This is a genomic window from Schaedlerella arabinosiphila, from assembly GCF_003885045.1.
Classification (GTDB): Bacteria; Bacillota; Clostridia; order Lachnospirales; family Lachnospiraceae; genus Schaedlerella; species Schaedlerella arabinosiphila.
Window position 1 is genome coordinate 4,333,718 of sequence record NZ_RHJS01000002.1, and the last position, 25,424, is coordinate 4,359,141.

The 25,424-nt window shown below is 43.4% G+C and carries 17 protein-coding genes and 2 pseudogenes; all 19 read right to left on the bottom strand.

Annotated features, from left to right (window positions below; genetic code table 11):
- Nucleotides 1-143: 143 nt before the first annotated feature.
- Nucleotides 144-4,292, bottom strand: a complete 4,149-nt coding sequence (locus tag EBB54_RS20560) for a SpaA isopeptide-forming pilin-related protein (RefSeq protein ID WP_125128779.1) — start codon at nt 4,290-4,292, stop codon at nt 144-146.
- A 195-nt stretch (nt 4,293-4,487) separates the two neighbouring features.
- On the bottom strand, nt 4,488-5,426 hold the full coding sequence (locus tag EBB54_RS20565; protein WP_125128780.1) for a ParB/RepB/Spo0J family partition protein: 939 nt from the start codon (nt 5,424-5,426) through the stop codon (nt 4,488-4,490).
- Nucleotides 5,380-6,207 (bottom strand): ParA family protein, encoded by an 828-nt coding sequence (locus EBB54_RS20570; RefSeq protein ID WP_125128781.1) that lies wholly within the window; start codon nt 6,205-6,207, stop codon nt 5,380-5,382. The genes EBB54_RS20565 and EBB54_RS20570 overlap by 47 nt, the downstream gene beginning before the upstream one ends.
- A 148-nt stretch (nt 6,208-6,355) precedes the next feature.
- Complete coding sequence (locus EBB54_RS20575; RefSeq protein WP_125128782.1) at nt 6,356-6,691, bottom strand: hypothetical protein; 336 nt, start codon at nt 6,689-6,691, stop codon at nt 6,356-6,358.
- Nucleotides 6,681-6,878, bottom strand: coding sequence for a hypothetical protein (locus EBB54_RS20580; protein WP_125128783.1), 198 nt, complete (start codon nt 6,876-6,878; stop codon nt 6,681-6,683). The genes EBB54_RS20575 and EBB54_RS20580 overlap by 11 nt, the downstream gene beginning before the upstream one ends.
- Before the next feature lie 113 nt (nt 6,879-6,991).
- Nucleotides 6,992-7,342 (bottom strand): annotated as a pseudogene (locus EBB54_RS20585) (23S rRNA (uracil-5-)-methyltransferase RumA); the annotation flags it as partial.
- Between the two features lie 135 nt (nt 7,343-7,477).
- Nucleotides 7,478-8,494: a PDDEXK nuclease domain-containing protein gene (locus EBB54_RS20590; RefSeq protein ID WP_004079847.1), complete on the bottom strand. Its 1,017-nt coding sequence runs from the start codon at nt 8,492-8,494 to the stop codon at nt 7,478-7,480.
- Nucleotides 8,495-8,558: 64 nt separating this feature from the next.
- Nucleotides 8,559-8,729, bottom strand: a complete 171-nt coding sequence (locus tag EBB54_RS30710) for a hypothetical protein (protein WP_193554374.1) — start codon at nt 8,727-8,729, stop codon at nt 8,559-8,561.
- A 196-nt stretch (nt 8,730-8,925) separates the two neighbouring features.
- On the bottom strand, nt 8,926-10,494 hold the full coding sequence (locus EBB54_RS20600; protein ID WP_205128760.1) for an ATP-binding protein: 1,569 nt from the start codon (nt 10,492-10,494) through the stop codon (nt 8,926-8,928).
- Nucleotides 10,491-11,843 (bottom strand): hypothetical protein, encoded by a 1,353-nt coding sequence (locus EBB54_RS20605; protein WP_148099389.1) that lies wholly within the window; start codon nt 11,841-11,843, stop codon nt 10,491-10,493. Before EBB54_RS20605 ends, EBB54_RS20600 begins: the two co-directional genes overlap by 4 nt.
- Nucleotides 11,806-12,180: pseudogene (locus tag EBB54_RS20610) on the bottom strand (23S rRNA (uracil-5-)-methyltransferase RumA); the annotation flags it as partial. The pseudogene EBB54_RS20610 and the gene EBB54_RS20605, both read right to left, overlap by 38 nt.
- A 33-nt stretch (nt 12,181-12,213) precedes the next feature.
- Nucleotides 12,214-13,200 (bottom strand): virulence RhuM family protein, encoded by a 987-nt coding sequence (locus EBB54_RS20615; RefSeq protein WP_193554375.1) that lies wholly within the window; start codon nt 13,198-13,200, stop codon nt 12,214-12,216.
- 160 nt (nt 13,201-13,360) lie between these two features.
- A complete protein-coding gene (locus tag EBB54_RS20620) occupies nt 13,361-15,673 on the bottom strand; it encodes a DUF262 domain-containing protein (protein WP_125128787.1) in 2,313 nt (770 codons plus the stop codon).
- A 32-nt stretch (nt 15,674-15,705) separates the two neighbouring features.
- On the bottom strand, nt 15,706-17,235 hold the full coding sequence (locus EBB54_RS20625; RefSeq protein ID WP_243127748.1) for a hypothetical protein: 1,530 nt from the start codon (nt 17,233-17,235) through the stop codon (nt 15,706-15,708).
- Between the two features lie 164 nt (nt 17,236-17,399).
- Nucleotides 17,400-19,148, bottom strand: coding sequence for a 23S rRNA (uracil(1939)-C(5))-methyltransferase RlmD (gene rlmD, locus EBB54_RS20630; protein WP_125128788.1), 1,749 nt, complete (start codon nt 19,146-19,148; stop codon nt 17,400-17,402).
- Nucleotides 19,149-19,157: 9 nt separating this feature from the next.
- Nucleotides 19,158-20,096 carry a 3'-5' exoribonuclease YhaM family protein gene (locus EBB54_RS20635; RefSeq protein WP_125128789.1) on the bottom strand — a complete coding sequence of 313 codons (939 nt, stop codon included), beginning with the start codon at nt 20,094-20,096 and terminating at the stop codon, nt 19,158-19,160.
- 111 nt (nt 20,097-20,207) lie between these two features.
- Nucleotides 20,208-21,665, bottom strand: a complete 1,458-nt coding sequence (locus EBB54_RS20640) for a S1C family serine protease (RefSeq protein WP_243127749.1) — start codon at nt 21,663-21,665, stop codon at nt 20,208-20,210.
- A 496-nt stretch (nt 21,666-22,161) separates the two neighbouring features.
- Nucleotides 22,162-24,012: a type I phosphomannose isomerase catalytic subunit gene (locus EBB54_RS31960; protein ID WP_125128790.1), complete on the bottom strand. Its 1,851-nt coding sequence runs from the start codon at nt 24,010-24,012 to the stop codon at nt 22,162-22,164.
- Nucleotides 24,009-25,367, bottom strand: a complete 1,359-nt coding sequence (locus EBB54_RS20650) for a GH1 family beta-glucosidase (RefSeq protein WP_125128791.1) — start codon at nt 25,365-25,367, stop codon at nt 24,009-24,011. The genes EBB54_RS31960 and EBB54_RS20650 overlap by 4 nt, the downstream gene beginning before the upstream one ends.
- Between the last annotated feature and the right edge of the window lie 57 nt (nt 25,368-25,424).

Below are 25,424 nucleotides of genomic sequence, written 5' to 3' on the forward strand. Positions count from 1 at the left end.
AGAGGGCGGTCATTGAAAACCGCCCCAATCCACATCAGTAAAATATTTCTCAAACTATTTCCTGCGGAGATGCAGCCACGCAGCCGCACCGCCGATAAACGCCACAAGCACAATGGCGATGATGGTTTTTCCCCTCATCCTGCTTAGTCCTCCTTTTTCTTTCTTCCGCACTGGTAGCCTGCAAACCCGAAGATTCCCGCACCGACTGTAAATGCCGCCGCAAGGCTTACCCAAAAACCGAGGCTGAAGTCGTCGCCCGTTTTCGGGGTGTCACGCAGCTCGTTGTGCATGGTTACGGTTGCCGTTTCGTCCGTCTTGACGGTCACTTTCTGGTCGGCGGGCAGGATATAGCCAGAAGATGCCTTGTCGCTGACCTCAGACACGGTGTACTCGCCGATACGCAAGCCGTCAATGACGATTTCTCCGTTCTTGTCGGTAGTAAAGGTCTGGTCGTAATCTTTGCCGATGACACGGAAAGAGAAGCCCTCCACCTTACCGTCAGAGGATGTCTTGACGATTTTGAGTGAGCCTTTCTGTGCTTCATTTAAGAAGCCCTTGCCCGCTTCATTCTCCACGTTGTAGGTCTTGCCGTTTTCCTCAATGGATACGGGATAGACGTTTTCATCAAGCACGAAGCCTGTCGGGGCGGTTTTCTCACGGACAAGGTACTTGCCGTATCTGAAGTCGTTCATCTGGTACACGCCTTTCTCCACCTCGCCCATCTCGCCGAGCAGCTCGTCCTTTTTGTCCAGTTTTCCATCTTCGTTTGTATCCGAGTAAATTTCAAATACCGCACCCGTGAGCTTGTTATCGGGATAGTCTTTATCTACCTTAGTCAGAGCGATATTTCCCGTAATAAAGTAATTGACAAGCTCTACTTCAACAACCTCGTCAACTTCACTGATTGTCACGTTGATTTCTTCCTCGGAGAGTACATATCCTTTCGGGCTTTCGATTTCACGGATAACCCATGTGCCATACGGTACTTTTTCAAAAGAAAAACTGCCGTCATCTTCGGATGTGGCAGTCGCAATCGCAGTTTCCTTTGTATATTCAGTTGTGCCTGTCTTAAAGATGCCGATAACAGCACCGCCTAAATCCTCGCCGTCCTCATTGGATTTCTTACCGCTGACCGAGCCGTAAATCAGTTCGTTTTCAATGGCTTCGCCCTCGTTTGCCGTGATGTTCACGACGGCTGTTTCCTGCCCTGCGTACTCGAAGTCAACAGGGTATTTCTCGTCGCTGACAAGGTAGGCGGCATTTGTGCTGATTTCCTGCACATAGTAGCTGCCCATCGGCAGGTCGCTGATTGCCTTTCCGTGACCGTTCTCATCAAGGAAAATAACTTCAATCAGTCCATCCGCAGGGATAGAAGAACCATCGGCGGCGGTCAGTTCCTCGGCGGCATACAGACCAAACGTAACGTCTTTGATTTCTCCGTTATTGCCTACGCCGTATGCTTCGTCAACCTCAAGGCTCTTGATTACGTCGATTTCCACACGCTGACGCTCGTTGTAAAAATCCATGCCTGCTTCCGTCACTTCGATTTCCTGTCCCGCATATACAAGCTCCACGGCGTGGACTTCCTCGCTTAATACCATGCCATACGGGGCGGTCACTTCCTTAACCTCATATCTTCCCAGATACAGTTCTTTTGATTCTGCCGTGCCGTCCTCTCCTGTGGTAAGCGTGTCTACAACCTCGCCTTTCTCGGCTCTGACCGTCCCATCCGTTGTGATAATGTCCTCGGCTGCTGTAATCTCATAAAACGCACCCTCAAGGCTGTCTACTGCAAAAATCGGCTGATACAGCCCCTTGTTTCCTGATACCCTGCTGAATACTTCGCCAGACTTTTCTACCGTGATTTTCCCTTTCTGTGCCACGTTGGAGCGTTCCACCTTGACAATCGTGATGCCGCTTTCATCCTCGGAGTTTTCCTGCTCCACGTCAAAATAAACTGGCTCGGAATCCAGCACATAACCATACGGAGCCTGCACCTCAACCAGAGAGTATCCCTTGCCATATTCCAGAGTCTGCGGCGTGATAAGCTCACCGTCTGCCGTGGTGTAGAACGTGTCAATCTTTGTCACTTCTGGATAAGTGAACGTCATCGTCACAAGCTCGCCGTTCGGGTCGTAAATCTGGAAGCCTGCACCTGCATACGGGATAGCCTTGCCTGTTTCTATATCCTTTTTCACAATCTTGATATAGCTCTCAAAATTGGCATTGTTGATAAGGTAGCGGTAGGTCTGGCTGTCTTTGCAGATGAACACGTCAAAATCTTTCATCAGCTCACGCCCGTCCCATCCCGAAGTCTGGTGAACCGTATAGATGCCGTATGGCATATCCTTCGTCTGGGCAAAGCCGTTCTCATCACAAATGAGCGTGTCACGTTCCGTTTCTTCTGCCGCATCAAAGCTGCCTGCGGATTTCAAGAACACTTCAAAAACAGCCCCCTCCTCTGGCGTTTCAATCTGGGTTTCTCCGTTGTCGGTGTGCTTGATGATGGCGATATTGCCTTTGATGACCTGCTCGTTTACATCATTCTTGGCAGAATTATATTCCACGGTGTAAAGCTGCGGCTCTGCCCCTACATGGTGTATGGTCGTGTCCAGAAGATAACCCTCGGACGGGGCAATCTCACGGATGCTCCAGTCATCGCCGCATACATAATATTTTGTTGTGAACTGCCCGTTTTCATCGGTGGTGTAAGTGTCAACCAGTTCCTCGCCCTTATAGATGCCGTAAACCGCACCTGCAAGGGAAGCATCGCCCTGCGGCTTCTTTCCTGTTTCCACGTCGGTCTTTAATACCGTGACATTGAACTTCTTTAAAATGTTGTGGAAGCTGCGGTTTGCGACCTTTTTCCACTCAATCGGGGCGGTCTGGGATGCAGGGACGACATAGCGGACTGCCGTGTCCACTTCCTCAAGGGTATAAGGCGTGCTGCCGCTGATAAGGACGTTCTCAAACTTTGCCAATCCATTCTTATCGGTTATGGCATATTCATCAACTGCCAATCCGCTTAAAGAAGTGCCGTAAAGGTGGAACTTCACGCCCTCCACAAGATTATCCTCGGATATTTTCACAACTTCCAGACTGCCACGCTTCAAGGTATTGCTGAATGTGACTGTCGATGTTTTTCCTCCGATAATCGTCACGGTCTGGGTTTTCTGTGGCTCATAGCGGTCAATGGACTGCTCCGTGACAGTATAAGTGCCAGGGAATAAGCCCTCCACCGTGATGTTTCCGTCTTTATCTGTTTTTACGGTCTTGTTGAAACCGTCGCCTTTGATGGTAAAGGAAATCCCCGAAACAACGCCGTCCTCGGAAGTCTTTTTCAGTGCGACCGTGCCTGTCGGCGTTTCCACGTTGATATACGCCGTCATGGTATCCATGTTTTCCACACCCGTAATGACGTCCTGCAAGTTGGGGTCGCCGTAGGCAATCATCATCGCACCGCTGCTGACCGTCGGCGTGTTGTTCCTCGTTGCTGTAATCCTTGCCTTGCCGTCAACCGCCTTTGATGATGTGACAGTCAGCTTGTTCCCAGACTTGGACACTTTCACGTTGCTGTCGGAACTGGTAAAGGAATACTCGGATAACACGCCGTTGCTGTCGGTCAGCGTAAGGCTGTATTTGCCGTCCTTATAGGCAAGCTCCTTTGTAATGTCTTTCTTCCCTGCCGACATGAAGCTCGGAATTGTGCTGTGCCTTGTCATCAGCGACACAATCTGGTCGTAATCCGCCACCGCCCCGCTGTTGGCATAGTTTGAGCCAAAGTGCAGGCTGTAAACGGTCGTGCTTGTCTGGCTGTACGGGCTTGTGGAATTGCGGCATCCCGTGACGAACTCCCACACAAGGGTCTGGGTGGCAAGCCACTTCTCGTCATCGCTCCCAGACAGATTCCCGCTGTTCCCCTGATACCCATAGAGCAGGGCAAGCCCCACCGCCTTCCTCTGTTCTGCGGAGAGGGCGTTCCAAGCGTTGGAAGAAGCCTTTGCCAATGTGTTCCCCGTTTTCAGCGGCACGCCTGGCTGAAGGCAGAACGCCGTTTCCCCGTCCACATACATACGGTATTTGTATTCGCCTGTCCCTCCTGCGGTGTGACCGCCGATATTGGCACTGGAATTATACCTCATGGCGTTCCCTGCACCGTCGTAGGTGTGGGTAAAGCTAATCGTTCCGATGTCACCTGCTGCAAACGCTGTCGTGGCAGGGACGGCGGACAATGCCGTGACCGCAGCAAGGGCAAACGCCGCAGCCCTTTGAAATAATTTACGAATCTTCATCGTTACCTCCTGTTCGTTCTCGTGTTGATAGTTGCTGACTGATTTTCTAACAGAAAAAGCTGCCCATCTGGACAGCCTTTAATATTTCTTTTCTCGGATAGTTACTGGCAGTATCTAGGGGGTGAGGTGTGGAGAGGGGGAAAGAGAAAAAAATTTTTTGTGTCCCAAAGGGCAGACTTCTCCCCAAGTGTACGATTATCTTTCCTGCCCCCGCTGCCTTTGCAGGTGGCGGTTATAAAACTCCAACGCCTTTACGACAAAATCCGTTTCCTGCCCTCTGGGGATGGATTTTGGTATGAGCTTGGTTATCCGCTCGTCCTTAAAGGCAGGCTTCTCTTTCTGGTTTGGCTTATCCTCCTGCATGATGGACTGGATAACCTCGTCCGTGAGTTTTCCCTCCTGCATAAACTTTTTCATTTTGATAGCCTGTGCAAGTGAGGGTGTGGCATCGTTGTAGCCCATCGCTTCTAAAAGCGTGTACTGCTGTTCCTCGGAAAGATAAGAGATTTCCACCGCAGGGCGGAAAGCAATCTGGCGTTCATCTACCATTTGCAGGATTTCGGGTACAAGCTCAGTCAAACGAATATACCTCTGGATTTGATTACGACTTTCCCCAACCTTTTCAGCAAGTTCCGCATCACTCCGTAAATGTGTCCCCAATGGGGACGAATTATCTTTCGGGGGTCTGCCCGCCTGTCTTTTCATAGCTTCAAGCCGCATCTTATACGCAAAGGCTTTCTCACTTGGCAAGATAACAGAGCGTTGGAGATTGCTCTCAACCATGACAATAATCGCTTCATCATGGGTCAGCTCCTTAACCTCGCATTTTAGTGTTTCAAGCCCTGCAAGTTCACAAGCCTTTTTCCGCCTGTGACCGCTGATAAGCTCGTACCGTCCGTCCTCTTTTTGCCGAACTGTCGCAGGGGTCATTACGCCGCTCCGACTGACACTTTCCACAAGCTGTTCCATATCCTCATTCATCAAAACCTTGAATGGGTGGTCTGGGAACTCATCAATTTCGGAAATGGGTATCTCCCTTATCTTGCTTAGATTCGCTTCTGCTCGGCTCTCGTCTGTTTCAAAGAGGTCATCGTATGCGGTCAGCTCGATTTCTGTTCTTTTGTTTCTCGCCAATCTCTGCTACCTCCTTTCCGAATTGCTCATAAGCAGCGGCTACCTTGCCGCCTTTGTCGTAGGCAAAAATGCTTTTTCCCTCTGCGGTGGCTTCTACTGCACGGATGGAATGGGGTATCTGGGTATCAAACACCTTGATTCTCTGCCCATATGCACTTTTCACCGTAGCGGTGATTTCTTTTGAAATATTTGTGCGTGGCATTACCATTGTCATTAAGATACCGTCAATCCGCAGATGGGGATTGATTTGCCGCTTGACTTTAGACACGGAGCGAAGCAACAGCTCTAAGCCCTTTGCAGAAAGATAATGGGGCTGCGTCGGGATAACCACGCTGTCAGCCGCCGCAAGAGCATTGATTGTCAGCATACCCAAGCTCGGCATACAGTCAATAAGGACAGTATCGTAATTCTTTTTTACATCATTGATGCAGGTTTTCAGCACACTTTCACGGCTTATGGCATTGATGAGCCTTACTTCCAGTCCCGACAGTTCAATGTTGGACGGGAGCAGGTCAACGCCCTCATCATGGTGCAGGATGCTTTTGGAAACATCGACGGGTTTATCGTCAATAATGTCCTGCATGATAGTGGAGAGCGTATCGGGCAAGTCGTCTGGTCGGCTGTAACCGAGCGACATGGTTAAATTTGCCTGTGCATCGGCATCAATGAGCAGGACTTTCTTACCCTGCTGTGCCAGAGTTACGCCCAGATTGACCGCCGTAGTGGTCTTGCCGACACCGCCTTTCTGGTTTGTCAGAGCGATTACTTTGCAATTTGACATAGGGTGCGTCCTCCTTTCGCATAGATTTAGCCACTTTGTCAAGGTGGCTATGTAAAGGATTCATGGCAATAAAAAAAGCCGACTGGCTGTTTTGTTTAAAACTACACCAATCGGCTATGTAAAAATTTATTCTGTTTTTTTATCCGTCTTATCTGCTCTTTCGTGATAAGGCTTCTTTTATTCTCTCTGTATCCCATTTCTCTGGGAATAATACCGCCATAATATGAAACGCATCCATCAGCCCTGCAATATACGCATGAGTGCCATATTCAAAATCCTGCTTATCCCTGCAATCTAAAAGATGTTGGCAAACCGCCCTCTGCTTCTCCGTCAAATCAAGCTGATGAAAAGCATCCTCTGCACTTCCCTCGCTATTACTATCTTTTTGATAACTTGCATCGGCTTGTAACAGTTTCAATACAGATTCGTCTTTCAATTTCTCTACTGCTATCTTCACCAGTTCTTTAAATTCCTTATCGCACATCACTTCCCCCTGCCAGTTCTACTCTTAATTTTTTTATAGGTGCATGGACAACCTTAAAAATAAGTTCGTCAACACAGTCTGTATATCTGCCTTGCTGAATGAGTTGATTTTTCAATTCCACAAGGCTATGTAATAAAATACTCCGTTCTTGGCTATCCACATATAAATGATTTTTCTTTTCTCTCATAAATGCCACCGTCCTTTTTGCTTTAATTATATAAACAAATGGCAGAATGTTCAAAGATGCAAATGGGCGAAAAAAATAAGCGTACCACTATTTCTAATGATACGCTCACAGCTTTAGATAACTTCAAAATGTTTCAAGGCATCCTTTATTGCTTCCGCTTTCTCCGCTGTCGGATGTTTCCTCGGCTGTTTCAATTCCTCTACCGCATTAGGGGCATCATACATTGGCAATCCTAACTCCCTTTTTACCTCTGCGATATATGCGGTATGTACTTTGAAGCCATACTTCGCTTCTATGTACTCCTTAATCATCTTATATGTAACCCGCTCTTTTGGCTTATACGCTTCGGCTCTCTTTGCGATATTATCAAGCAGCACTTTGCCCTCACCCTCGCCAAACTCCACTTTTACGTTGATTACGCTGTCGGGTTTTTTGTGGGAAAGCATTACAACCGTCTCAACATGAGTATCAAATTAGAACATATCCCCACGAAATCACGGAAATATGAGAAATTTTTTTACAATACTAAGACCGTTCGTGCAACCCTTTTCCCACAAAATATAAGCTCCATCAATTTTGCACCACCCTGATGCAAAATTTCAATTAATCCTTTTTTCAATATCTTCAATCGATGGCAACTTGTCCTGTAATTCCTCTGAAACATGATTGGAAAGTTTGTATTCACTTACTCCCATTGGTTTGTTTACATCTTTCAAAGCATATTCCGCTACCATTTTATCTTTACCTTTACATAATAACAATCCAATCGTAGGATTATCATTCGGAGATTTCAATTCTCCATCGACTGCTGATAAATAAAAAGATAACTTTCCAGCAAACTCCGGCTCAAATTCCACTGTTTTTAACTCTACCACAAAATAACAATGCAATTTCACATTATAAAATAATAAGTCGATGAAAAACTCTCTTTTTCCTACTTGAATCGGATACTGCCGTCCCATAAAAGCAAAGCCTGACCCAAATTCCAACAGTAACTTCGTTATTTGTTGGACAAGGGCATCTTCTAACTCAATCTCCCTAAGTTTTTTCGCGTTCGGTATAAAATCAAAAATATATGGGTCTTTAATAATTTCTTCTGCTTGCTCACTGAATGGATTAGCTAACTGTTCCTTAAAATTTGTTGTTTTATCTGCTAATGCCTGTCTGTAATACAAACCGCTTTCTATCTGATGTGAAAGAACTGTACTAGACCATCCATTTTCCAGACATTGCTGTGTATACCACATATGTTCCTCTAAATTATCCGTCTTATCTATCAGCAATTTTATTGCACGCCAACTAATTTTTGCACCACCCTGATGCAAAATTTCTTCAGATGGTATTCGTCGTGCGAACTGCTTCATATAATTAAGATTTCTAACGGAATATCCTTCTCTGCTAGGATAAGTCATTCTCAAATCTTTTGATAATGTTTCAACAAATTTATTACCCCATTGGCTGTACTGAAGAATTACCTTTCCAATGTTCCAAAACAAAATATTACGTTCAATATTTGCATTTGTCATCACCCGATACTGTGCTTGCGTAATTCGCTCTTTTATCTTTTCCAAAACACCAATATATTCGTCCATGACTATCTCTGTTCTCTTCGGCATTTTATTCACCTCCATATCCTGTTCCACTTCTTATCATCCCCCACTACAAGCTTGCTCAATATTTTTATCTTCTCCACCTCTCCAAAACATCATTTAATGTGACTGATTCATCCCTATCAATTTCTTTCCAATCTTCTTTCCAGACATCGTAAACATCAACATTTTTCGATTGAGGCTCTGGATTCGGCTTTTCTAACTGGACAATTGCTGGTATTGGGCTGGCATCTCCTACCATAAGACATTGTCCCGGTTGTAATGTAGGCAAAATTTCTGCAACTGCATTAGTATTATTAGGCAATAAATTCTTTATATAGGACTGATCTGATATATTAGTCAGTCGTAAAGCTATGAAATTATTGCATTGTGCAAAAATCGTGTTCGACACCTCACTAGTGTGCTGACCGCATTATATCCGGTAAAACTCCGCAGGATCATTTTTCATCGGCAAGGCGGCTGAATGAGGCGTAGCCGGTAGCTACGTCGATTGAAGCCAACGCAGTCCGATGGAAAATTAGACAAGGAGGTTTGTTGGAATATAATGCGGCCAGTACACTAGGTCTCTGACTAACCACCATCAAACTAATTCCGTATTTTCTTCCCTCTTTAGCAATACGTTCAATGGACTTTCTAGATGCAGCATAATCTACACTTCCACTTCTAGGTACATAATTATGTGCTTCTTCACATACAATCATAAATGGAACATCATTTACTTCATTCCTCTCATGTTTCAATTTCGAAAAATGAAAGCAAAAATCAAAAACAATACGCGAAATAAGACTAATTGTAATAGATAATACCTCAAATGGCACTCCACTTAAGTCAATAATACTAACATTCGCTTTATTTAAATATCCCAAAAATTGCTTTAATATTTCATCAAAATCATCTGAAGTATAAACATTTCCGTTTTCTTTTTGTGGTTTCATTAAAAATTCTAATCTTCGGTCATTAATTTTGTTATCTAATCTGGAAATGAATCTGTTAAATTCTCCATTAAACGGTCCATTAGATGCTTTAGAAGCAGCAGCTGTTGAAGTTGGAATAAATGTATATCTTTTTTCAAAATATCGCTTCCTATCACGAATTGCCTCCTGTTCTTTTTTATCATTAATCATTTTCGGAACCTGTTCTTCATTAGCAATTTTACTTATAACTTCATCATTCATATTGCTAATGTAATTGTATACTTCTTCTATACTGAAATAAACAGGAGTATCATATGTTACTTTCGATAATGATGGATTATATTTTTCTTTATTCAGAATTACCGCTCGTCTAAACTGTGAAATTTGATTATGTGAATTTGATTCATTACTTTCAATAAAAATAGACTCCAATTCTTCACTATTCATTAACCAATATGGCAATTTTAACTTTTCTACATCTAAATAATTCAGTGAAAATTTTTGTTCATCTGCTAACGTAAACGCAGATTTATATTCCGAATGAATATCAAAAATTATAATATGTGCATTTTTCTGCTGCATAATATTTACATTACCTGCTTCTTGTATTCCCACTACTTCCTGCAAAATTTTTGCAACTGTACACGACTTACCAGAGCCTGTGGAACCAACAATACCTATATGCTTACTAAAAAAAGTATTTCCATCAATGTTCAATTTAACTTCCTTATTTTGAACCAAATGACCTAAGGGGAAAGAATATTTCTTGTTGTCTTGAAATATTTTATCTAATACATCTTGTCCTGCAATATCAACCGGTTCCGTTGGTGATGGTAATAATGTGCTACCCGGCGAAAAACCATTATCATCAATTATTCCTATTGGTTCCGCTACCATTATATATTTTTCTTTATTATCATTGTCTGCAATAGCTTTAATTCCTTTTATAGAAGCAATCAAAGATTCATGATTTCCAATAGAAATTTGAAGATATTTTCCTATTTTCAAATTATCTTTATTCTTTTCAAAATCTTCAAACTCCATGCGCGTCGTAATTTCTAATGCAGAACTTTCTAATACTTTACCAATCATATCTCCACCTCATCCTTTATTCTTAATAAATATTCTATTTGACTAAAGCTATTTACATCTAAAATTTCCCGATTAACATCTCTTGTAGAAAATGCGTCAGATAAATGCTCCGTTATTTGAAAAATGTCATCCTGTTTATTTCTATTTATAGCCTCAATACATTCTTCATTATCAGAACAAATCTTAATTTTAAACTGTAACCAGTTTTCACTAACCTTTCTTTCAGGCTTTTTAATAAATGCTTCTGGATAAAAAACACTACCTCTGTATCCTGTTTCCGCTTCTATTCCCTTCTCATATAATCTGCTTATTAACCCATCCATTTTTTCTTTGTCGTAGCCTAGTATACAGAAAATCGCTGGAATATGTAACTTTGGCTTACAACAATATATGTCGATATAATTTTTTATAAACAGTACTATTTCTTGCTCAAAATTTTCAATTTGCGTGGGTTCAAAAACAAAACACCGCTTTCTATAATTCACATTCAAACTTTTCCCCAATTGTTTTCTTCTGCTAATTAAGAGTTCCTTATAATTTGATAACTCTCTTGTCCATCTTGAAATAGCTGTTTTTCTTATACCTTTTAACTCTTCCAACAATTCCTTTTTTGTTATGTTTCTATCTTCGTCTTCTTTCAAAATACTTAATGATGCTATTTTCTGTATTGCATTTGGAAAAGCAATGTCATTTACATCATCTTGAGAAAAACCACTCTGGCATAACAACATTTTATTTTCTTCTTCCAATTCATAATATTCTCTCCCCACAACAAAACGAAATCTATTATTAAGGAAATCATCAATATCACACAAAACTTCCAACTCATTGGCAATGAAATACTGCCTAATTTTTTCTTTTTCCTCTTTTGTTTTTCTTTCTTTTCGTACTAGATTTTTAATTTCTGGATTTTCTATTTTCTTTATATGTGCAATATAATCACATATATATTCTATATTTTTACTATTCAGCATCTCATTTAATTCATTTTTTGAAACTGCTTTCTCTCCTAATTGCTCAGATGGGAAAAACGCATACAAAACAAATGAGATATTATTTCCATCAGAATTTGTATATGTCTTTAACATTTGCAATATAGGCTTACTCACCTTTGACCATTGAAATTTTTCAACTTCCTCATGATACTTACATTGGATAGCCGTAATATTTTCCTCATTAATCCTATCAATATCTTCGATTATTCCTTCGATTTTTACAATTTCATTTGTTGATTTTAATATTTCATTCAACGACAAATTAAACTGATACATAAATCCTTTAATTGTTGAATCAGCTATTCTTCCCATCAATTTACCTTCTTTTATAATCGCTTCTTTTAGTAATTCCAAAATACTTCAAAGCATCTTTTATCGCTTCCGCTTTCTCCGCTGTCGGGTGTTTCCTCGGCTGTTTCAATTCTTCTACCGCATTAGGGGCATCATGCATCGGCAATCCTAACTCCCTTTTTACCTTTGCAATATATGCGGTATGTACTTTGAAGCCATACTTCGCTTCTATGTACTCCTTAATCATCTTGTATGTAACCCGCTCTTTCGGCTTGTACGCTTCGGCTCTCTTGGCAATATTATCAAGCGGCACTTTGCCCTCACCCTCGCCAAACTCCACTTTTACGTTGATTACACTGTCGGTTTTTTTGTGGGAAAGCATTACTACCGTCTCAACATGATTATCGTTGTCCAAACCAAATCACATACCTTTTTATTTCTTATCTGTCTTTTGTTCCAATAGTTTTATAGAGTTCAAATAATCTTCTTCTACATCACTGATGGTTCTTGCTTTATACTTTTTATATTCATCTGTCGCCTTATCAACAGCTTGCTTATGAGAAATATTTCCATTTCCCTGTAACAACTGTTCTCCACTCATTGTAAGTATACGATCCAGATGTTCTGCCCAATCCCTCATAGTCATTACCTGTTCACGTTCTGCCTGACGTTCTGCAAAATCCAAATACCCAGACACAAGCTGCCCCATTGCCCGAAGTTCCTTTTCACTCAAATAATTCTTGGCTATAACAGCTTCTTTCAAAGTTGGTTGATTTCCCACAAATGTTGTAAGCCCCATGAAATCTTTTTCAGCATCTGCCCGTGTATAAATAACCTCAGCTGCCGTTTGTCCATGAATGGCATAATGAATTTTGTTCTGTACTTTTTTAAAGAATAAAATAGATATTTCTGCTTTTGGGTCGTAATCAATACTGGTAGCGTAAATTTCCAAAACTTGTCTATAAAATACTTTTTCAGAAGCACGTATGTCTCTGATTCGTTCAAGTAATTCTTTAAAATAGCCACCGCCCCCCAGATTTTTCAACCGTTCATCATCCAGTGCAAAACCTTTTCGCATATATTCTTTCAATACATTGAGCGCCCAAATTCTGAACTGCGTACCACGCTTGGATTTCACACGATAACCCACAGAAATAATGACGTCCAAATTATAATAATCAACCTGATATGTTTTTCCATCTGCCGCAGTTGTTGCAAAATTTGCAACAACTGATTCTCTCACTAGCTCTCCTTCAGAAAAGACGTTTTTTATATGCCTCGAAATCGTTGATTTGTCTCTTTGGAATAATTCAGCCATCTGGTCAATGGATAACCATACGGTATCTTCATCAAAAGTCGTTTCGATTTTTGTTAAACCATCTTCTGTTGTATAAATGATGATGTTCGATTTCTGCTCCATAGTCTCCCAGTTATTCACCTATACACCCCATTTCTAAATTATACAACACTCGTTACACTTTTATCATATAATTACTTCTCTGTGTCTTTCGTACTCTAATATTTATGCAATTAGCAATATCAAAGATTGTACTCTTTCAATATAGTAATTTAATATAAACTTACTTTAATTCATTTAAAAACTTTTCTGTTGTATAATCGGCAGGTGTTTTTTGAATAATAGAAAAAATTCTAGATATTCTCTTAAATTCTTCCTGCCTATTATTTTGAAGTTCTTCTACAGAAATCTCAAAAAGAATTGCCCATAAAAAATAAAAATTTTGATCTGTCTTATATTGAATTCCTTTATTTGAATGATTAAATAAGGCTCTCAATTGTTCGGGATTATTCTCTATCAACATTAATATTTTATCAACAAAAATTTCTACATTTTCCAATGCCTTCACAAAAACTTTTGGATTGCTATTTGATAAATCACTTAATGTTTTTGTAACATTATCTTTGCTCATTATTCTGGCACACATTCTATCATTTCGTTTATATATATTTAAAACATTTATAATTTCTGTGTGGGGCTGATTCATCCTATAATCAATATATGCTAAAGAAGTTATTAATTCTTCAAGTTTCATTCGAGTATCTCTACCTCTAAAAACCTTCTTTTCATATCTGATAGCTATCTCTTTTACCTTAATAACTATATCTTTATCTATATATGCGTTCCACATTTCAAAAGTATTTTCTTTAATCGGATAAGGTTTTGTATTTAATCTTAGAAACAAGTCTATCTGACTAAAATCTGGATTTTGTTCCGAATCTATTTCTATTATATCCATAGGAAATTCTAAAATCTTTTCTTCAAATTCATCGTCTATTGTATCTATCGTTTTCCCATTTAATTCGGACAGAATTTTTAATTTAGATAGCTTAAACTTATCCTTATCAGAACATACACTTTCTCCACGTTCATTTATATATGTCTTTCCCAAAAAACCTAAAATTGTAAGTAAACGCTGTTGTCCATCTACAACTTCCTTTATCCTATCCTTTTTTTTATAAATAAAAAGTGGAGGAATATTGATTCCCAACAAAATACTTTCCATCAGATATGAGGCCTTTTGTAAATTTTTCACCTCTGATCTCTGATAATCTGGTCTAATTAAAAATCTAGATTTTTTCATATCAGAAATAATGTCCTCAATCGTTAAAGTTTCTGGTAAGGGTTTATTAATTTTATAATGTGAAATTTGATCTTTTTCACTTCTGCTTTCCATCATCTCTGAAAAAGCTTCTGAATTCTTTATATACTTTTGATAATCAATTTTAAATATATCTTGAAATATATTGGCTATAAATCTATATCTGTTATTGATTGCCGAATAATAATGACTGCCTGTAGACTCAAAAATTTGTTCTACACTTCTTTGTGGATTATTTATTATATTATCCCATAATTTATGATTTCCACTGGCATTACTTATATAATCAAAAACCAGTTCAATTTTATTGTCTTCAATTTCTCCTCCATTTTGTAATACAATACTTATAGCCCAATAAAGCACCTCATAAAATAATTTGCTATCATATAGATAATTGTTTCGTTCTTTACATACAGAATTGAATTTCGATATACAATTAATAACAGTCTCAAATTCTTCCATTATCTCTTCTGCGCTTTTATTTTCTAATATAAAATAATAGTATTTACAAATTATATCAGCTTTTGAACTCCCTTTCGAATAACTAAATATAGGAACAAAGGGAAGTGTTACTAAATTTCTTATTAACGAAACTATAATATTTACTTTATCCCGTTTACTTGCTTTTTTCTTGCTTCTGGGAAGAATAATTTCACACAAAAAATTATAAAGTCCAGTATTATTATATATTTTACTATATAATAAGTTCGACAACTTATCATTAATATAAGCAGCTCTATCAATATCATATTTTTGTAATGGTGTAATTCCCGAATTATATCGTCTAAATATTTCTTTTTTTATTTTTTCTTCTTTTTCTTCATCCAATTTAGGTTCATCAACTACGTTAAATTGCAAAATACGAATTCTAGTATCTTCAAATAATTCTTTTGTGTCTGAATCTAATTGACTGTATCTTTTTCCAGCAAGAACCTTTAAACTATGTAATCCTTTGTCTTTTAAAACAAGTTTATCCTCCAAAAAACGTTTTATAGTTTCATATCGCTGTCTTCCATCAATCACCTCATTCTTATCTTTAGTTTGAAATAAGACAAGCGGCGGAATTTCCGTTCCCAGCAAAATACTCTCTATAAAATATGTAGCTTTCTCCTCATCCCAAACATAATTCCTCTGAAAATACGGCTTATAATTTATTTTTCCTGCATACCTTTGATTCAGAAAAATAGACGAAACTTTTTTTACTATATTATCTATTTTTAGTTTTTCTTTAAAAATATCCATTATATCTGAATAATCTAACTGTATATTCGACATTGTAAATTTCCTCCTTAGTCTCAATTTAAATATTAAGTCACTTTTACTCTATCCTGCAACTTTTTACTTGAAAACTGTTCTACAGTATTTGAAACAATAGATCCTTGAAAAAAAAATTCATTATTATAATTTTGTCTCATTTTTACCAGTCCGTCTAATGCAAAACGAAAAACATACTGCCATGACATATTTTCAAAAGATGATACAATTTGATGAAATCCTGGTAACCATTCATAAATATATCTGCATTCATCATATACCGTAACATCTGTAAACATACAATTCGTCTTTGCAATATATTGAAATCGTTTGTTGTGTAAAATGTTATTATGCATTGGATATGATAACTGATTAAGAACAATATCAAAAAACAAATTACTATGAGGTTTATCAAGAAATTGGTATAAATTTCTATCTGAATCAAAATATTCTTTTATATTTTGTACATCTTCCTTTAATTTAATTTTTCCGTTTCTCAGCAAAACAATTATTTTTAATCCCTTTAGTAATAACTCATAGCTTCCAATCTCTCCCAAAAAGCATTGGCTCTTCTCTCCTAATAAACCACACTGTAATAGCTTTCTTGCAGTAAAGAAATACTTAGCCACAGAATTCCCATTCGATATATTCATAAACTCCTCATCATCTTTATTTATATCTGTTAAGTCAAATAGTTGATTTAAGTATGGGTTTTGTGCAATCCTTTGTAATGGTATAATAACTGCTGGTATATCGCGCAATATTGCAGATAAAAATTCGCCATAATATAATTCAAAATTCTCGGTTACTTCCTCTAAAACTTCATGATATTCCAGATTACTTATCCCATTTTCATCTATTTTTACTTCTAATGATGGATACTTCTTAAAAAATAAGTAGTGAGATACTATCTCATAATAATCATCTACAGATTCCTTCATAATATCTGGCATAGCAAAATTTGTTATTATAACTCCCGGAGAATTCAAACGGTGATTTTGACATATTGTTGACACACACCTCAATCCATGTTGTGTGGATGGGATACTTCCGCAAGCATCTATGTATATAATATCAAATTTTTTTGGGGTCTGTTGAAAAAAAGTTTCTATATTCTGTTTTAAGATTCTTGGTTGTGGATATTCCCCTTGCTCATAAGTTGCAATTGCTTTTTTATATACTTGATTATTTGACTCAAATCCCCAAATATTTTGAGGAAGTATACCAAGATTAATCAGTTCCTGAAAATCATTGTCTGGCTCTGGGCCACTCAAAAAACAAACCATTAAGTCTTCTGGTCTTTTTGTTTCCACAAAAGAATCATGTAATTTTTCCCAATTTGTTATATACGAAACATTAATTTTTTGCGCCTCTGCTTTATTCTGGCTTATGTCTTCTGATAAAGTAAAATAATCATATAATCTACGCACATAATTTCTTTCAACACAACATGACTGCCCTCTTTTAGAAGTTAAAATCTCTACCGCTTTAAATAGTGCCGAATGTCTTACATTTTGCTTCGTATATTGATTATATTTATAATGTTCTTTCGTATTGACCCACTCCTTTACAAATTTATTCAAAATTAAGTTTTTCTCCACCCAGTAGCACAAATGCCAACTCATATCACGCAAATAATTTTTCTTTTATAAAGCCACCGTCCTTTTATAGTTTCCTTACTAAGAAACTGGCGGTAACACTCAAAGGTATAAATCAAAGAAAAACCCCCACCATTCCTAATCTACCATCAAATCATCCGAAAATATTCCAACGCATCCCTTATCGCCTTTTCTTTCTCTGGCGGACATTTCGACTGTCTGGAATTTTCCGATTTTGGCAGATTATAGTTCACCCTCTTGATAATCCCACATTTCTCTTTTACTTGTGCGATATACAAACTGCTGACTTTCAATCTCGTATGCCCCAACACATAATCCTTGATTTCTTCATAAGTGGCTTTACTCTCTGCAGCCGTCAAATCCATCTCGCTCATTTCCAATTCCACTTCTATATTCTGTTTTGTATGAAGTTTTGAAAGCAACACGATACTTTCCGTATGCACACTCATCCCAAACTGATCCACAACTCTCCCCTTCTTCACCTCATACCCCCGCTCGCACAAATACCTCAAATCCCGTGCCAGCGTCGCCGAATCGCAGCTCACATACACAATCCTCTCCGGCCGCATATCCGCCATCGTCTTTAACAGCCCCTCATCGCACCCTTTCCGAGGCGGATCCACCACGATCACATCCGCATGCGGATGCTCCTTCTCATACCGCTGATAATACCCCGGCAGCACTTCCTCGGCTTTCCCGACATAAAACTCCGCATTCTCAATCCCATTAATTTCCGCGTTTCTCCTGGCGTCCTCCACCGCCTGGGGTACGATCTCCACTCCGTACACTTTCCCCGCCTTCTGCGCCAAAAACAGGGAAATCGTCCCAATCCCGCAGTACAGATCCCACACTGTCTCCTCGCCCTTCAGATCTGCATATTCCATCGCAAGCCCGTACAGCTTTTCCGTCTGCACCGGATTCACCTGGTAAAAAGACAGCGGGGAAATCTGATATTTCACCGCTCCGATATAATCTGTGATAAACGGCTGTCCCCACAGAACTTCATACCGCTCCCCCATAATCACATTCGTCTGTCTGGGGTTGGGACTCACCGTGATACTCGTCATGCCGGGAATCCGGGCCAGTTCTTCCACCAGAACCTCCTGATGCGGAATCCATCTGAGACCCATCACGCTTCCTCTCTCCAGCCCCTTCGTCCCCCTATTTCCTCGATTCCCGCAATCCAATTCCTCACAATTCCCAAACTCCGCCTTCCCCCGGTTCACCACCACGCACACCATAATCTCCTTCGTAGCAAACCCATACCGGATCAGCACATGCCGAATCAACCCTTCCCCGGTCTTTTCATCGTAGGAACGTACCCCATACTTTTTCATAAATGCAAGCACAATCTCCAGAATCTCCCGATTCACTCCTACTCCCAGTGCACAGTCCGTATTCGCTATAATATCATGCGTCCTCCCGGCATAAAACCCGGTGATGGGCTGTCCGTTTTTGTCCGTGCCGAAGGGAAACTGCGCCTTGTTCCGATAGCCGAAGGGCTTCTCCATCCCGATGATCGGCCCGAATACCTCCGACAGCAGTTCCCTGGAAAAGCCACCGATCCGTTCCAGGTTTCCCAGAACCTTGTTCTGCTTGAACTCCAACTGCTTTTCGTAGGACATTTCCTGGATCTGGCAGCCGCCGCATTTTCTGGCAAATTTACACACCGGTTTGACCCGGTGCTCAGACGGTGTAATAATATTCATCAATCTTGCATATCCGTAATTTTTCTTTGCTTTCGTCACCCTGGCTTCCACCACGTCTCCGATGACTGCATCCTTAATAAATAAGGTATAGCCATTTACTCTGCCTATACCTTCTCCATTGACGCCCATATCCTGGATCGTCACTGTCACTGATTCATTTTTCTGCATATTAATACCTCAAACCGATGTTTTTCTCAGGTTCGACTCGAACAGCCGGTTATACCCCAGCCATTCCGTCCCGCTTTTATCTTTAAAAACTTCCTTCAGCGTCTGCAGCTTTGCGTCCGCATTGTCCGCCAGGTTCAGCGCAAGCGCCTCTGCCAGCGCCGGTTTTTTCGGCGAGCCAAATTCCAGTTCCCCGTGGTGCGCCAAAATACAGTGCTTCCACTCATTTGCCAGCATAACCGGAAATCCCGGCACAGAACGGATGGCCTCTGCAAGCATCTCCGAACCGATCACGATATGTCCGATCAACTGGCCCTCGTCCGTGTAATCGTTGTCCGGAAATTCGGACAGCTCCCGAACCTTGCCGATATCATGGCAGATTGCGGAAGCAACCAGCAGATCCTTGTTCAGAATCCTGTATGCCCCTGCGAAATATTCACACAAATGCACCACGCTCAGCGTATGCTCCAAAAGCCCCCCGCAGAAGCCATGGTGCACGGTCTTGGCCGCGGAATGGGACTTAAACGCCTTGATAAACGCCTCATCCTTCACGAAGTAATATTCCACCGCCTGACGCAGATATTCATTGGAAATATTTCTGATGCAGGAGAGCAGCTCCTGGTACATCCCATCGATGTTCCGTTCCGAAACAGGCATGTAATCCGCGGGATCATACTCGCCCTCGGACGCCTTTCGGAGCTGTTTGATGTTCAGCTGCAGGTTGTTGTTGTAGGTGATCACTTCACCGTACACCTCGATAAAATCCTTTTCCTCATAGTCCGCGATCCCCTGGGAATTGGGATCCCATACCTTCCCGTCCAAAGTCCCGGTCTTATCCTGCAGAAGCAGGTTGTCATAAGGCTTCCCATTCCGCGTCTCCGCAGAACGTTTCCCTCTGCACATATAAATACTCCTGATCGTTTCGCCTCCGCGCAAATCCTTAATATACATACTGTTTGTTTATCCTCTTTCTATATAAATTTTGCAGCAAATCAGAACATGAGACATTTTTCGATCCTGCTATTCCGATTCGTTCATTTAAAAATCACCGTATCAGGTCTTTTACTCCATGCTCCCCATCGTCACCGTAAAATCCACTTCCACATAACCGCCGCTGCCCAGCCGCTGCCCTTTTACCTTCACAGCCTCCCCTGCCTTGCATTCCAGCACGGCCTTCTCATAGGAAACAATCCCGGTGACACTGTTTGCCCCTACCTCCAGGATCACATCCCCGTTCTGAATCCCGGCTTTCATGGCCGGGGAATCTGCCTGCACGTTTGTCACATACAGCCCCTTGGGAATCTTCTGTTCCTCGGAAAGCTCATCGGTTACGGCAGTGCCGAAAATACCGGTGTAGGGGACGGTTTCCCCGTTGAGCAAAAGCCCCATGACCTGTTTCATGTCCGAGACTTCAAGTGCATTTACCAAAGTGGACGCGCCTTCACCCAGGATGCCGCCCTTCACCAGTCCGATGACCTGGCCCTTCTGGTTAAATAAAACGCCGCTTGCGCCAGGGGATGCGGAAATGTCCGTGGCGATCACGCCGCATTGCCCGTCCGCATAATCGTGATCCCACTCCTTGGCGCTGATGATCCCGTATCCCAACCCGTTTTCATATCCAAACATCTGGCCCACAGCGATCACCAGGTCACCCCTTACGGAAATGTTGGAATTTCCCAGTTCTGCCACCCGGACCACATTCCACGTGCTTTCCGAAATGGACGCGCGGTCTATGCCGAACACCGCCAGCCCCCGGTTGCCGTCCTGTTTGACCAGCTTGGCCGTGTACCGCGTATGGTCGGGAAATATCACCGCCCACTGTTCCGTGCCCTCGCAGACCGAATTATCCGAAAGGATCAAAAGCTCCTGCCCGTTGTCCGCGGCCACGATTCCGGTGGTGCCGGTATGGGCGCCTGCCCCTCGCTGGTTCTCGCCCTCTTTAGCCTTTCGGACGTAGACCACACACCGATCCGCTTCCTTTGCTACGGCATACATGCTCTGCATGATCTCCCTGTAGCTGTCCGCAGTCAGCTCCGGAAAGACCACCTCCGGCTCTGGCTCCGGTTCCGGCTCCTCTTCCTTCTCCGTCAGCTCCGGTTCCTCCTCTTCGTCCCCCGGAAGCGTGACCTCCTGGGCCTCCTCGTGAAATGTCTCTTCTGCCCAGGGCCGCAGCGCATAAAAGCCGCAGCAGGCAGTCACCCCGATGATCAGGCCGTACACTGCCACTTTCACAAGCTGCAGCGCGATCTGTCCTCCGGTGACCGGTTTCGGCTTAATGGTTTCCTGTAAAAATGAAAATACTTCCCGCTCCTCTTCCTCAGAGCCGGACGGCGGCTCATCTCCCGCCGCAGATTTTTCTTCCTGCTCTCCCTGACCATAATTCGTCGAATCAACTTCGCCCGTCCCGCAGGGACGTGTATTCTGGGATTCCCTTTGGGAATACTCATCCAGGCTCTTTTGCTCTTCCGGTTTCCGCTCTTCCATACAATCCTCCGGCTCCACAATCCTTTTTTCAAACATACTGCCGGCCACCAGTCCGGCATCATTCCAGCTACAGTTCCCACCCTGACCGGGTGTAAAAAGTAACCCGTTTTTGTATACCTGCTTATCACACGCCACAATGAAAAGGGTCGGATACCCCTTTTGCTATAGTATACCTGATTCTCTGAAATTGTTCAATATATATCCTTTTTCATTAACGGTTCGTTCACGATTCGTTCACATTTTAATCCGTTTGTCACTCCCTTCATTCCGTCCGCCGTCTCAGCAATTCCATTCCGCCCTCCCATCATTTTAATCCCCCAAAAGCACTCCCCTCGCAAAGGGGACACAAAAAGAAGGGAACTGTACCGCTTTCAGGCACATTTCCCTTCCCGTTCTGAACCAATCTGCTGTTTTATATCCCCCCTGCCCCCAGGCCGCACGCCCGGGCAGAAGTGGCATTTCATAATCCCATCGTCCCTGTGCCGGTTCTCACTGCAGCGATCCTCAGCCCATAAATCCAAAAGGCTTTCGGTCAGATCAGGCTTGCCGCCCCGATCATCCCTGCATGGCTGCCCAGCACCGCCGTCCTGATCTCGGGAATCCCGCTTTTTTCTCCGCCGAAGCACCCCTGTCTAAGCTGCTCCTCCAGCGGTTTGATCAGTACATCCCCCTGTTCCGAGATCCTGCCGCCAAGGATTACCAGCCGGGGACGGAAAATATTGACCGCATTCACGATGCCTGTCCCCAGCCTGCGGATGTAGGTATCCACCACCTCTTTCACCACAGGGTCCTCCTTTGCCGCCGCAAAAATCTCTTCCGGCGTCAGCTCCTTTCCTGCAGCGGCCAGGGCTTCCCGGATCAGAGCCGGGACGGAAACATAAGCTTCCAGGCAGCCCCGGCGGCCGCAGGTGCAGGGTTCTCCGTTTTCCACGATGACCATGTGGCCCAGTTCGCTGCCGCTGATCCCGCTTCCCTCATAAATGCTGCCGTCCAGAATGACGCCGCCGCCCACGCCGGTTCCCAGGGTAAACAGGATCACATCCTCACAGCCCCGTCCGGCGCCTGCTGCCGCCTCACCCAGCGCGGCGCAGTCCGCGTCATTGGCAATATAGATGGGAATGGGCAGGCAGGCGCCCATCTCTTTTGCGATGTCCACATCTTCCCATTTGATATTGTTCGAATAACGGACAACCCCGTTTTTTCTGTCCACGGTTCCCGGCACTCCGATTCCTGCCCCGACACACTGCTCCATGGCAATGCCCTGCTCCTCCAGAAGTGAAAGCGCAGTCTGGCCGATCTCCTGGATCACTTCCTTTGCCGGGCGCATGGCATTTGTCCTGACCGTTTTCCATGCGATCAGCTTCTGATGGACGTCCACCAGGCCGATCCTCGTATCAGCGCCGCCGATATCAATGCCGATCCGCACCTGGGCCGCCTTTTCCCGGATTGTTGTGACCAGGGCGTCGCAGGAACCTTCGATGGTATAGGTTCCGCTCCCGGCCGAGAGGAAAAAGCTGTCCCCCTTGTGATAAGCCAATTCCTCCCTTTCGTCGGAAATCGTGCCCTCCCCGTCCAGGATCAGGATGCTGGCAAAGGATTCTTCGGAAACCTTTCCGCTCAGCTTCTGCATCACCCTTCCGTCCAGGTTCAGCTTATCCACCGTAAAATAATCGCAGTCCGCTGCATGGGGATAGCTGCTGTTCTTTCGGACAATGGGAATCCGGTTGGTAACGGCAAGCGCCTTTTCGATGTGCAGATCCCGCTTTTTTCCGTCCTTTCCCACCCGTCCGTAGTCATAGACCCGGTAGGTCACGTTGGAATTTTGCTGGATCTCCGCGATCAGAATGTCCTTTCCGATGGCGTGGATCGTGCCGGATTCGATGAACAGCACATCCCCTTTCTGCACCGGAACCGCATTCAGCACTTCCAGGAGCGTATCCTCCCTGATCCGCTGCGCAAATTCCTCCTTTGTGATCTCCCTCTGGAATCCATAGTACAAAAATGCGTCCTTTCCGGCATCCATCACGTACCACATCTCGGTCTTTCCGTATTGTCCTTCATTTTTCAGGGCATAACGGTTGTCAGGATGGACCTGGATGGACAGGTTGTCCCTTGCGTCGATGAATTTTGTCAGGATGGGGAAATCCCGGAATCTCCGGCAGTGCGTTCCCAGCACCTGCCGCCCCTCTCCGCTGATATATTCCGGAAGCGTCTTCCCGGCATATGCTCCATTTCGGATAACAGACGGGCCGTCCGGATGGCAGGACAGCTCCCACGTCTCCGCCAGCACTTCCCCTTCATATTCTTTTCCATATTCCTTGATCAGCCTGCTGCCGCCCCAGAGGTAATCCTTGCAGCTCGGCTTTAATTTTAAAATACTCATAACCCGGCTCCATTATTTTGAATCACACCGCGGTACCAATACGCGGAATCCTTCATGATCCGTTCCTGCGTCCGGTAATCCACGTACACCAGCCCAAAACGCTCCGAATACCCCTTTGCCCACTCAAAATTGTCCATCAGCGACCATTGGAAATATCCCCGGAGATTGATTTCCTCTGCCGCCCTCTTAAGCTGGCCCAGATACCTGGCCAGAAAGTCGATCCGGTTCGGGTCATGCACCATGCCGTCCAGCGAAACCACGTCGTGGCAGGACAGCCCGTTCTCCGTGATGTACAAAGGCTTCCGGTACCGTTCATACAAAAACTTCGGCCCCCAGTACAAAGCCTCCGGGGTCACCGGCCAGGAGGAGGCCGTCTTGGGGAATCCCTCCCCCCGTTTTACCTCCTCCGGCTTTCCCTCTGCCCCCATACGGACACAGCGCCCGTTGTAAATATTCTGTCCGTAGACATCAATGGGCTGGGCGATCAGCTTCATATCTTCATCCGTTATGTTCGGAAGCCAGGGCTCGTACCGCTTTAGCCCTTCCTCCGGATAATGCCCCAGTATCACCGGATCGGACCACCAGGCCACATTCCAGGTCCAGTTTCTGTCATCCGGATTCATGGAAAATAACATCTGCTTTGCGGCCTCCACGTCCTCCGGGCTTTCTGTTTCAGGATAGCACATCCCGCATGTGGGCGCATAGCCGATGGTCAGCGGCTGCTTTTGGTACTGACGCAGCATCTGCACCGCCCGGCCGTGGGCCTTCAATGCATTGTGGGCCATCTCAAAGGTATCCCGAAGCGGCATTTTCAGCCCTGGCGCATGCTCCCCGGTCAGAAAACCCAGTCCTACAAAGCACTGCGGTTCATTCAGGGTAAAGAAATGGCTTACACGGTCGCTGAACCTTTCTGCCGCCAGTTTCGCAAATTCCCCGAACCACTCCACAATCTGCGGGTTCATCCAGCCGCCCCTTTTATACAGCTCATAGGGAAGCTCCCAGTGGTGCAGGGTCACATAAGGCTCAATCCCCGCCTCTGACAATTCATCAATCAAGGCGTTATAAAAGGCGATCCCCTTTTCGTTGACCGCGCCCCGCCCTTCCGGCAGAACCCTGGACCAGTCGATGGAAAAACGGTACGCTTTCAGTCCCATTTCCTTCATGATCTTCACATCCCCGCGGAACCGGCGGTAATGGTCACAGGCCATATTTCCATGGTGCCCTTCATAGATGTGTCCCGGCTCCTCAGCATACACGTCCCAGATATGCAGGCCCTTTCCGTCTTCCTTCGCCGCGCCCTCGATCTGATACGCGCTTGTCGCCGCTCCCCATACAAAATTTTCTGAAAATCCCATGCTCTCCTCCAAACCATGAATCGTAACTTTCATATTTTACTGGAATCCCATCAGGCG

Coding starts and splice junctions, on each gene's coding strand:
- EBB54_RS20650 (WP_125128791.1), bottom strand. CDS start 25,367: ATGGGATTTTCAGAAAATTTTGTATGGGGAGCGGCGACAAGCGCGTAT.
- EBB54_RS20600 (WP_205128760.1), bottom strand. CDS start 10,494: ATGATTGGTAAAGTATTAGAAAGTTCTGCATTAGAAATTACGACGCGC.
- EBB54_RS31960 (WP_125128790.1), bottom strand. CDS start 24,012: ATGAGTATTTTAAAATTAAAGCCGAGCTGCAAGGATTACCTCTGGGGC.
- EBB54_RS20590 (WP_004079847.1), bottom strand. CDS start 8,494: ATGCCGAAGAGAACAGAGATAGTCATGGACGAATATATTGGTGTTTTG.
- EBB54_RS20615 (WP_193554375.1), bottom strand. CDS start 13,200: ATGGAGCAGAAATCGAACATCATCATTTATACAACAGAAGATGGTTTA.
- EBB54_RS20640 (WP_243127749.1), bottom strand. CDS start 21,665: ATGTTTGAAAAAAGGATTGTGGAGCCGGAGGATTGTATGGAAGAGCGG.
- EBB54_RS20580 (WP_125128783.1), bottom strand. CDS start 6,878: ATGAGAGAAAAGAAAAATCATTTATATGTGGATAGCCAAGAACGGAGT.
- EBB54_RS20620 (WP_125128787.1), bottom strand. CDS start 15,673: ATGTCGAATATACAGTTAGATTATTCAGATATAATGGATATTTTTAAA.
- EBB54_RS20570 (WP_125128781.1), bottom strand. CDS start 6,207: ATGTCAAATTGCAAAGTAATCGCTCTGACAAACCAGAAAGGCGGTGTC.
- EBB54_RS20575 (WP_125128782.1), bottom strand. CDS start 6,691: ATGTGCGATAAGGAATTTAAAGAACTGGTGAAGATAGCAGTAGAGAAA.
- EBB54_RS20635 (WP_125128789.1), bottom strand. CDS start 20,096: ATGTATATTAAGGATTTGCGCGGAGGCGAAACGATCAGGAGTATTTAT.
- EBB54_RS20560 (WP_125128779.1), bottom strand. CDS start 4,292: ATGAAGATTCGTAAATTATTTCAAAGGGCTGCGGCGTTTGCCCTTGCT.
- EBB54_RS30710 (WP_193554374.1), bottom strand. CDS start 8,729: ATGGTAGGAGATGCCAGCCCAATACCAGCAATTGTCCAGTTAGAAAAG.
- rlmD (WP_125128788.1), bottom strand. CDS start 19,148: ATGCAGAAAAATGAATCAGTGACAGTGACGATCCAGGATATGGGCGTC.